The sequence below is a fragment of the Streptomyces sp. NPDC056222 genome, assembly GCF_042264065.1.
Taxonomy (GTDB): Bacteria; Actinomycetota; Actinomycetes; order Streptomycetales; family Streptomycetaceae; genus Streptomyces.
This window is the reverse complement of sequence record NZ_JBHJTL010000161.1, coordinates 1-9,535: the sequence shown is the minus strand read 5'-3', so window position 1 is coordinate 9,535 and position 9,535 is coordinate 1. Positions and strand designations below refer to the sequence as shown.

Annotated in this window: 9 protein-coding genes; 8 read left to right on the top strand and 1 reads right to left on the bottom strand. The window is 69.7% G+C overall.

Annotation, left to right across the window (positions count from 1 at the left end; all coding sequences use genetic code 11):
• Positions 1–42: 42 nt before the first annotated feature.
• On the top strand, positions 43–1,944 hold the full coding sequence (locus tag ACFC0D_RS37235) for an SMI1/KNR4 family protein (protein ID WP_376446211.1): 1,902 nt from the start codon (positions 43–45) through the stop codon (positions 1,942–1,944).
• Positions 1,945–1,951: 7 nt separating this feature from the next.
• Here the strand turns inward: ACFC0D_RS37235 and ACFC0D_RS37230 are convergent, their stop codons facing one another.
• A complete protein-coding gene (locus ACFC0D_RS37230) occupies positions 1,952–2,107 on the bottom strand; it encodes a DUF397 domain-containing protein (RefSeq protein WP_376446209.1) in 156 nt (51 codons plus the stop codon).
• A gap of 34 nt (positions 2,108–2,141) precedes the next feature.
• Between ACFC0D_RS37230 and ACFC0D_RS37225 the strand changes: the two genes are divergently transcribed.
• From ACFC0D_RS37225 to ACFC0D_RS37195, 7 genes are all read left to right on the top strand, one after another.
• Positions 2,142–2,324: an ATP-binding protein gene (locus tag ACFC0D_RS37225; protein WP_376446206.1), complete on the top strand. Its 183-nt coding sequence runs from the start codon at positions 2,142–2,144 to the stop codon at positions 2,322–2,324.
• A 126-nt stretch (positions 2,325–2,450) separates the two neighbouring features.
• A complete protein-coding gene (locus tag ACFC0D_RS37220) occupies positions 2,451–3,497 on the top strand; it encodes an ABC transporter substrate-binding protein (RefSeq protein WP_376446204.1) in 1,047 nt (348 codons plus the stop codon).
• Between the two features lie 4 nt (positions 3,498–3,501).
• Positions 3,502–4,353, top strand: a complete 852-nt coding sequence (locus ACFC0D_RS37215) for a siderophore-interacting protein (protein WP_376446201.1) — start codon at positions 3,502–3,504, stop codon at positions 4,351–4,353.
• A 141-nt stretch (positions 4,354–4,494) separates the two neighbouring features.
• A complete protein-coding gene (locus ACFC0D_RS37210; RefSeq protein ID WP_376446198.1) occupies positions 4,495–5,934 on the top strand; it encodes a pyridoxal phosphate-dependent decarboxylase family protein in 1,440 nt (479 codons plus the stop codon).
• Positions 5,921–7,204 carry a lysine N(6)-hydroxylase/L-ornithine N(5)-oxygenase family protein gene (locus ACFC0D_RS37205; RefSeq protein WP_376446195.1) on the top strand — a complete coding sequence of 428 codons (1,284 nt, stop codon included), beginning with the start codon at positions 5,921–5,923 and terminating at the stop codon, positions 7,202–7,204. Before ACFC0D_RS37210 ends, ACFC0D_RS37205 begins: the two co-directional genes overlap by 14 nt.
• Positions 7,201–7,731 (top strand): GNAT family N-acetyltransferase, encoded by a 531-nt coding sequence (locus ACFC0D_RS37200; protein ID WP_376446192.1) that lies wholly within the window; start codon positions 7,201–7,203, stop codon positions 7,729–7,731. Before ACFC0D_RS37205 ends, ACFC0D_RS37200 begins: the two co-directional genes overlap by 4 nt.
• A complete protein-coding gene (locus ACFC0D_RS37195; RefSeq protein WP_376446189.1) occupies positions 7,728–9,500 on the top strand; it encodes an IucA/IucC family protein in 1,773 nt (590 codons plus the stop codon). Before ACFC0D_RS37200 ends, ACFC0D_RS37195 begins: the two co-directional genes overlap by 4 nt.
• The last annotated feature ends 35 nt before the right edge of the window (positions 9,501–9,535 follow it).

Below are 9,535 nucleotides of genomic sequence, written 5' to 3'. Positions count from 1 at the left end.
GGCTCGTTCCATGCTGTCAGTGGCGGATGACACGATCCACCCATGAGCAGCGAGGACTTCGACTGGCACGAGTTCCTGGGGCGTTGGCGGGACGAGTGGGTTCCGCGCGCCGACGCGGAGGACGAGGACGACGACGGCGAGCAGCCCGCTGCCTCCCCTGCCAGGCCGGGGGCGGACGAGTCGGCGATCGCGGCGGCCGAGAAGCGCCTGGGGCGGCGGCTGCCGCCCTCGTACCGGGCGTTCCTTGGCGTGTCCGACGGCTGGCACGTGGACCAGATGGCCGCGATCTACCAGCTCGGCGGCGTCGAGGACATCGACTGGTTCGGGGACCCGTTCGACATGACCCCGATGTACGAGCAGAGCCTCGGCGACGACCCGCGCGAGGAGGAGGTCCTGCTGGCCGGGATGTGGCGAAGGGCGCTGCGGCTGGAGACGGACTCCGACATGTCGTACGCCCTGCTCGACCCGGGCGACACCGACCGGGACGGCGAGTGGGCGCTCTACGTCTACAAGGGCTGGAGCGGGGAGTTCCCCGACCGGTACCCGTCGTTCCGGGCGTACATGGAAGCCATGTACCGCGACTTCCACTCCGACCGGGTGGAGAGGCCCGACTTCGTGAACGGGACCACGCGCGCCCAGGACGCCCGTGTGGAGGAGGCCCACCGGCTGGCCCTGCGGGGCCGGTACGAGGAAGCGCTGCCGCTGCTCGAAGAGGCGCAGTCCTTCGGGCGGCCGGGGAGCCGTGTCCTGCTGAACCAGCTCCGGCATCTGTCGGCTCCGCAGGGCTCCTGGGACTACGGCTTCCTCTCGGCGGACCCGCTCTACCTGCCGGAGATTCTCCCCCTGGAGGCGATGAAGCCCGCCGGCGGCGCATGGCGGCTGGGCGGGGACGACCACTGGCTGGGGATGATGGCCGCGCGCGGGGTGCCCCGGGAGACCGCCGAGGCGGTGCTGGGGGCGATGCGGGACGGCACCCACCGGTACGCGCCTCCCGGTCCATGGGGCCTGGCCGTCGCCGAGGCGCGTGAGTCGGCGCGCTGGGGTGCGACCGACGCCGCATGGCGGGTGCTGCGGGACGCACTCCCGCTGTGGGAGGCTCCCGGGCCCTCGCTGATCGCCCCGGTCGGCCTGCTCGCCGACCCGGTGCTGGGCCCGCTGGTCACCCCGGAGCGCGGACGGGAGATCCTCGCGACCCCACGGGCCGGGGAGAGGGGACCCGCTCCCGAGCCGACGCCCGATCTCGACCCGCGGGGCCTCGCCTGGCTGGCCGAGCCGACGACGAACGTGCGCCCGATCCACGGATACCGCTGTGTGTGGGTCGAGGGGACGGACCCCACCGACCTGCCCGCCCTGATCGGCGAGGAGGGCGCCGAACTGGGCCCGCCCACGGATCCCGGCGAGGCGTTCCGGCGAGCGCCCAGACCTCATGAGCGGGACGGCGTGGAACTCTGGGAGGACAGGGCCGTCGTCGCCGTCGGCCACACCGCCGAAGGCTGGGCCTTCGCCTTCGACGGCCACTCCCACGCTCGCCTGAGCAAGCTGTTCCAGTCGCCTGCTCCGGTCGCCTCCTCGTCCGGCCGGGCGGTGACGGTGTGGCGCGAGCCGAGGAGCTCGTCGCCGGGCGACCACTCGGCCGCGTTCCACCTGTCGGTGGCCGAACAGGGCGAGGAGCTCTACGCGTTCACCGTGCGGGGTACGGAGATCCAGCGCTCCGGCGCGATACCGGAAGCTCTGGACCCGGCACTCCTCTTCCGCGCGGAGGACTCCGAAGCCGAGTGCGAACGACAGGTGCTGGAGGCGCTGCACAGCGAACTCGGCCTCTCACTCCCCCGCTTCGCGCTGACCCAGGGCCGGCTCCCCACCTTCACCACCAGGTCCTGGACCCGGGCCCCGCAGGCAGGCGAGAGTTTCGGCTACGGGACCCTCGGGCGGCTTCGCCCCTGACAGCTCGTCAGTCGAGAAAGCCCCCGGCCGCGGCAGCCACGAAGGCGGTGAACGCGGCGGGGGTCGCCAGGAAGGCGGGCCCTTCGGGGTCCTTGGAGTCCCGGACGGCGACATGGGCGACGAGATCGGCGACCTCGACGCACGTTCCCGGGCGGCGCTGCACGGTTCTGATCCTGCGGGAGCCGAACGGCCTGCGGGTGGAGGTCGCCGACACGCTCCCCGGACCGCCTCTCTACGCGAAGGCAGCCGAGCCGCTGGCGGAGGCCGGGCGGGGACTCACGCTCGTCGAGGCCGTGACCGACCGCTGCGGTGCGGAGCCGTCCGCCGACGGCAAGACGGTGTGGTTCGAGTGCGACTCACCCCTCACACCCCCTCAGTAGGGACTACGCCTCTGGCATGTGACAAGGACATCAGCCCCCACCTCTACTGATCGACATGAGGTTAGGCTAACCTTCCCCCGAATTGCCCAGGCGCCGACTCCGGCACGTACCGAAAGCGACATCGCCATGCCCAGCAACGCCCGAGCCACCCATCTCACCCGCCGCGGTCTGCTCGCAGCGGGCGGCGCCCTCGGGCTCGGCGCCGCGCTCGCCGCCTGTGGCACCAACACCGAGGACAAGGCCTCCTCCGGAGCCTCCGCGAAGGCCGGCCCGTGGAAGTTCACGGACGACCGCGGCACGGCCGTCGAGACGAAGTCCACGCCGAAGAACATCGTCGCCTTCACCGGTATGGCAGCCGCGCTCAAGGACTTCGGCATCGAGGTAAAGGGCGTCTTCGGCCCGACCTACGTCGAGGACCCGAAGACCAAGGAGAAGAAGCCGGACGTCCAGGCCGGCGACCTCGACATCGCCAAGGTCAAGGTCATCGGCAACGTCTGGGGCGAGTTCAAGATCGAGGAGTACCTCAAGCTCAACCCCGATGTCCTCATCACGGACATGTGGGAGAAGAACGACCTCTGGTACGTCCCGGCCGAGCAGAAGGACAAGATCCTCAAGGTCGCCCCGAGCGTCGCCCTGTGGGCCTCCGACAAGTCGATGCCGACCGTCCTCCAGCGCCACGCCGACCTCGCCGCCTCGCTGGGCGCCGATGTGAAGACCAAGCAGATCCTGGCCGACAAGGCCCGGTTCGAGGCCGCCGCCGAGCGCGTCCGTCAGGTCGCCAAGGGCAAGAAGGACATCAAGGTCCTGATCGGCTCCGGCTCCCCCGACCTGTTCTACGTCTCCACCCCGGTCCGGCCGACCGACACGCTCTACTTCCAGGAACTGGGCATCAACATCATCACGCCCGACAAGCTGGACCAGGGCGGCTGGTTCGAGGGTCTGAGCTGGGAGAACGTCGACAAGTACAAGGCCGACGTCATCCTGCTCGACAACCGCACCTCGGCCCTGCAGCCGGAGGCCCTGAAGGCCAAGCCGACCTGGGCCGCGCTGCCCGCCGTCAAGGCCGGCCAGGTCTTCCCGCGCGTGACCGAGCCCATCTACTCCTACGCCAAGTGCGCCCCGCTCCTCGAGGACCTGGCGAAGGCGCTGGAGAACGCGAAGAAGGTGGCCTGACCCCATGACGAGCGCCGAGACCGCCCCGTTCCAGTTCTTCAACCTCCAGGTCGACCGGACGCGGCGGCTCGGCCCGTCCCTGGTCCGGGTCACCTTCACGGGAGAGGACCTCACGTCCTTCGCCTCCGGCGGACGCGACCAGTCGCTCTCCCTCTTCCTGCCGCATCCCGGCCAGAAGGCCCCCGTCCTGCCCCCGCTGGACAACCCCGACATGTACGCGATCCTCGGCGCCTGGCGCTCGATGCCGGACGACGAACGGGCCGTGATGCGCTCGTACACCGTCCGGGAGCAGCGCACGGAGTCGCGGAACGAGGTCGACATCGACTTCGCGCTGCACGAGGACGGCGGCCCCGCCTGTCGCTGGGCACAACGTGCCGAGCCGGGCGACCGGGTGGTCGTCCTCGGTCCCGCGATCGCGGCGAACACCGCCGTCCGCTTCCAACTGCCGGACGACGCCGACTCGGTGCTCATCTGGGCGGACGAGACGGCGCTTCCGGCAGCCGCGGCGATCCTGGAGTGGCTGCCGGCCGAAACTCGCGCCCACGTCTATCTCGAAGTCCCCTACTCGGGCGACCGCCTGGAGCTGGCGACACAGGCCGACGCCACCGTCACCTGGCTGATTCGCGAGGAGGGCGCGCCCTCCGGTGTGGACGCGGTGCGCGCCGCCGAACTCCCGGGCGAGGCGCCGTACGTCTGGATCGCGGGCGAGTCCGGTGCGGTGAAGGCGCTGCGCCGTCACTTCGTACGGGAGCGCGAACTGGACCGCCGACGTGTGACGTTCGTCGGCTACTGGCGCAAGGGGCTGTCCGAGGACGCCCTGCGCGAGGTGCCGGACGAGACGCAGGACGACGCGTAGCCGGACTGCCGGGCGACGCCCCGAACGTTCACCTATAACCCCCCATCCAGCCAAGGGTGGGGGGTTATTTTGCGCCAAAGTTAGGTTAGGCTAACCTTACTTCGAATTGATCGAGTCCCCGTCCCCGGGAGGACCCCCCTCATGCGCTCGCACCTGCTCAATGACGCCACGGCGGAGAGCTACCGGCGCTCCGTCACCGAAGGAGTCGAGCGGGTGGCGGCCAAACTCGCCACGACGCGTCGCCCGTTCACCGGCGTGACCCCCGCCGAGCTGGCTCCCACCGTCGACGCCCTCGACCTCGACAAGCCACTCGGTGACTCGTCCGCCGCTCTGGACGAGCTGGAGAGCGTCTACCTCCGCGACGCCGTCTACTTCCACCACCCGCGCTACCTGGGCCACCTCAACTGCCCGGTCGTGATCCCCGCCGTCCTCGGCGAGGCCGTCCTCTCGGCGGTCAACTCCTCGCTCGACACCTGGGACCAGAGCGCGGGCGGCACCCTCATCGAGCGCAAGCTCATCGACTGGACCTGCGGCCGCATCGGCCTCGGCCCCGCCGCCGACGGCGTGTTCACCAGCGGCGGTACGCAGTCCAACCTCCAGGCGCTCCTGCTCGCCCGCGAGGAGGCCAAGACGAAGGACCTGGCGAAACTCCGCATCTTCTCCTCCGAGTGCAGCCACTTCAGCGTCCAGAAGTCGGCCACCCTCCTCGGTCTCGGCGCCGACGCCGTCATCTCCATCCCGGTCGACCGCACCAAGCGGATGCAGTCCGTCGTCCTCGCCGCCGAGCTGGAGGCCTGCCGCGCCGAGGGGCTGACCCCGATGGCGATCGTCGCCACCGCCGGCACCACCGACTTCGGCTCCATCGACCCGCTGCCCGAGATCGCCGCCCTGGCGGACGAGTACGGCGCCTGGATGCACGTCGACGCGGCCTACGGCTGCGGACTCCTCGCCTCGCCCACCCGCCGCCACCTCCTGGACGGCATCGAGCACGCCGACTCCGTCACCGTCGACTTCCACAAGTCCTTCTTCCAGCCGGTGAGCTCCTCCGCCGTCCTGGTCAGGGACGGCGCGACGCTGCGCCACGCCACGTACCACGCGGACTACCTCAACCCGCGTCGCACCATCGCGGAGCAGATTCCCAACCAGGTCGACAAGTCCCTCCAGACCACCCGCCGCTTCGACGCGCTCAAGCTGTGGATGACCCTGCGCGTGATGGGCGCCGACGGTGTCGGAGAGCTCTTCGACGAGGTCTGCGACCTGGCCGCGGCCGGCTTCGAGCTGCTCGCCGCCGACCCGCGCTACGACGTGGTCGTCCAGCCGCAGCTGTCCACGCTCGTCTACCGCTACATCCCCGAGGCCGTCACCTCGCCCGCGGACATCGACCGCGCCAACCTCTACGCCCGCAAGGCGCTCTTCGCCTCCGGCGAGGCCGTCGTGGCCGGGACCAAGGTCGACGGCCGCCAGTACCTGAAGTTCACCCTGCTCAACCCCGAGACGACACTGGCGGACATCGCCGCCGTCCTCGATCTGATAGCCGGCCACGCCGAGCAGTACCTGGGAGAGACCCTTGTCCACGCCTGATACCCCCGACACGTACGACTTCATCGGCATCGGGCTCGGTCCGTTCAACCTCGGCCTCGCCTGCCTGACCGAGCCCATCGACGAGCTGAACGGCCTCTTCCTGGAGTCCAAGCCGGACTTCGAGTGGCACTCGGGGATGTTCCTCGAAGGCGCCCATCTCCAGACCCCGTTCATGTCGGACCTGGTCACGATGGCCGACCCCACGTCGCCGTACTCCTTCCTCAACTATCTGAAGGAGAAGGGCCGGCTCTACTCCTTCTACATCCGCGAGAACTTCTACCCGCTGCGCACCGAGTACAACGACTACTGCCGCTGGGCCGCCGCGAAGCTCTCCTCCATCCGCTTCTCCACCACCGTCGCCTCCGTCTCGTACGACGAGGCCGGCGAGGAGTACATGGTGGCGACCGAGGCCGGAGAGACGTTCCGCGCCCGCCGGATCGTGCTCGGCACCGGCACCCCGCCGTACGTCCCCGACTCCTGCCAGGGCCTCGGCGGCGACCTGATCCACAACTCGCGCTACCTCCAGAACAAGGAGGAGCTCCAGAAGAAGAAGTCGATCACCCTGGTCGGCAGCGGCCAGAGCGCGGCGGAGATCTACTACGACCTCCTCTCGGAGATCGACGTCCACGGCTACAAGCTCAACTGGGTGACCCGCTCCCCGCGCTTCTTCCCGCTGGAGTACACCAAGCTCACGCTGGAGATGACCTCGCCGGAGTACGTGGACTACTTCCACGCGCTGCCCGAGCAGACCCGGTACCGCCTGGAGACCCAGCAGAAGAACCTGTTCAAGGGCATCGACGGGGAGCTGATCGACGCGATCTTCGACCTGCTCTACCAGAAGAACCTGGCCGGCCCGGTCCCCACGCGCCTGCTGACCAACTCGGCGCTGCACTCCGCCGCGTACGACGACACCAGCGGCACGTACACGCTCGGCTTCCACCAGGAGGAGCAGGAGAAGGACTTCACGGTCGAGACCGAGGGCCTGATCCTCGCCACCGGCTACAAGTACGCCGTCCCCGCCTTCCTCGAGCCGGTCAAGGACCGCCTCACGTGGGACGGACAGGGCCGCTTCGACGTGGCCCGCAACTACTCGATCGACACGACGGGCCGCGGCGTCTTCCTGCAGAACGCCGCCGTGCACACGCACTCCATCACCTCGCCCGACCTGGGCATGGGGGCGTACCGCAACGCGTACATCATCGGCGCCATGCTGGGCTCCGACTACTACCCCGTCGAGAAGACCATCGCCTTCCAGGAGTTCGCGGTATGACCGTTCGCATCCGTCCCTACGACCCGCTCAGGGACGCCGAGCTGATCCACCCCTGGGTCACTCACCACAAAGCCGCCTTCTGGATGATGCAGGACGCGAAGCTCGAGGACGTCGAGCGCGAGTACATGGCGATAGCCGCCCACCCGCACCACGACGCCTTCATCGGCCTGGTGGACGAGAAGCCCGCCTTCCTGATGGAGCGGTACGACCCCCGGTACGTCGAACTGGTCGGCCTGTACGAGCCGCTCCCGGGCGACGTCGGGATGCACTTCCTCGTCGCGCCCACCGACACCCCCGTGCGTGGCTTCACCCGGACGGTCATCACCGCCGTGATGGCCGAGCTCTTCGCCGACCCGGCGACCGAGCGGGTCGTCGTCGAGCCGGACGTCCGCAACACCGCCGTCCACGCGCTCAACGAGGCCGTCGGCTTCGTGCCGGAGCGGGAGATCCAGAAGCCGGAGAAGCAGGCCCTGCTGAGCTTCTGCACCCGCGCGCAGTTCGAGACCGCCGTGGGAGCCACTGTATGAACCCCGTCGCCCACCTGACCCCCGCCCGCTGGGCGGACGCCAACCGCGCGCTGATCCGCAAGGGTCTCGCCGAGTTCGCCCACGAGCGTCTGCTCAACCCGCAGGAGCTGGGGGAGAGCCGCTACAAGGTCCTCAGCGACGACAGCACGATCGAGTACCGCTTCACCGCGGACCGGTTCGCGCTCGACCACTGGCACGTCTACCCGGAGTCCATCAGCCGCCACCGCGGCGAGGAGCAGCTCCCCCTCGACGCCCTGATGTTCATCACCGAGCTGCGCGGCTCACTGGGCCTGAGCGACGAGATCCTGCCGGTCTACCTGGAGGAGATCTCCTCCACCCTGGCCGGTACGGCGTACAAGTCGACCAAGCCGCAGGTCACCGCCGCCGAGCTGGCGCGCGCGGACTTCCAGGCGATCGAGACCGGGATGACCGAGGGTCACCCCTGCTTCGTCGCCAACAACGGCCGGCTCGGCTTCGGCGTGGACGAGTACCGCGCGTACGCCCCCGAGGCCGCCAGCGAGATCCACCTGATCTGGCTGGCCGCCCGCCGCGACCGCACCACCTTCACGGCCGGCGCGGGCATCGAGTACGACGCGTTCATCCGCGCCGAGCTGGGCGACAGGACCGTCGACGGGTTCGCCGAGATCCTCGCCGAGCGCGGCCTGGACCCGGCGGACTACCTGCTGATGCCGGCCCACCCCTGGCAGTGGTGGAACAAGCTGTCGGTCACCTTCGCCGCCGAGGTCGCGCAGGAGCGCCTCGTCTATCTGGGCGAGGGCGCCGACGGCTACCTGGCCCAGCAGTCGATCCGCACCTTCTTCAACAACTCCGACCCGGCGAAGCACTACGTCAAGACGGCACTGTCGGTCCTCAACATGGGCTTCATGCGCGGGCTCTCGGCCGCGTACATGGAGGCGACCCCGGCGATCAACGACTGGCTGGCGGGGCTGATCGAGGCCGACTCCGTCCTCCAGGCGGCCCGCTTCTCGATCATCCGCGAGCGGGCGGCCGTCGGCTACCGGCACCTGGAGTACGAGGCCGCCACCGACCGCTACTCGCCGTACCGCAAGATGCTCGCCGCGCTCTGGCGCGAGTCGCCTGTGGCCTCCCTGGCACCGGGCGAGCGGCTCGCGACGATGGCCTCGCTGCTCCACGTCGACCACGCGGGAGCGTCGTTCGCCGGGGCCCTCGTCAAGGACTCGGGCCTGGCGCCGACGGAGTGGCTGCGCGGCTACCTGGACGCGTACCTGCTGCCGGTGCTGCACAGCTTCTACGCGTACGACCTGGTCTACATGCCGCACGGCGAGAACGTGATCCTGGCCCTCGACGAGCGGGGCGCGGTCTCCCGCGCGATCTTCAAGGACATCGCCGAGGAGATCTGCGTGATGGACCCGGCCGCGGTCCTGCCGCCGGCGGTGGAACGGGTCCGCGCCGAGGTCCCCGAGGACATGAAGCTGCTGTCGATCTTCACGGACGTCTTCGACTGCTTCTTCCGCTTCCTCGCGTCGACGCTGGCGGCGGAGGGCGTGCTCGACGAGGACGAGTTCTGGCGGACGGTCGCGGAGTGCGTGCGCGGCTACCAGGAGTCGAAGCCGGAGCTGGCCGAGAAGTTCGCGCAGTACGACATGTTCGCGGAGACCTTCGCGCTCTCCGCCCTCAACCGCCTCCAGCTGCGCAACAACAAGCAGATGGTGGACCTGGCGGACCCGTCGGCGGCGCTCCAGCTCGTCGGCGACCTGGTGAACCCGATCGCGCGGTTCGCCCGTTGAGACCGGCGCGGGCCCGGCGGAGTACGGTCCTCCGC

Coding starts and splice junctions, on each gene's coding strand:
- ACFC0D_RS37235 (WP_376446211.1), top strand. CDS start 43: ATGAGCAGCGAGGACTTCGACTGGCACGAGTTCCTGGGGCGTTGGCGG.
- ACFC0D_RS37210 (WP_376446198.1), top strand. CDS start 4,495: ATGCGCTCGCACCTGCTCAATGACGCCACGGCGGAGAGCTACCGGCGC.
- ACFC0D_RS37215 (WP_376446201.1), top strand. CDS start 3,502: ATGACGAGCGCCGAGACCGCCCCGTTCCAGTTCTTCAACCTCCAGGTC.
- ACFC0D_RS37220 (WP_376446204.1), top strand. CDS start 2,451: ATGCCCAGCAACGCCCGAGCCACCCATCTCACCCGCCGCGGTCTGCTC.
- ACFC0D_RS37195 (WP_376446189.1), top strand. CDS start 7,728: ATGAACCCCGTCGCCCACCTGACCCCCGCCCGCTGGGCGGACGCCAAC.
- ACFC0D_RS37200 (WP_376446192.1), top strand. CDS start 7,201: ATGACCGTTCGCATCCGTCCCTACGACCCGCTCAGGGACGCCGAGCTG.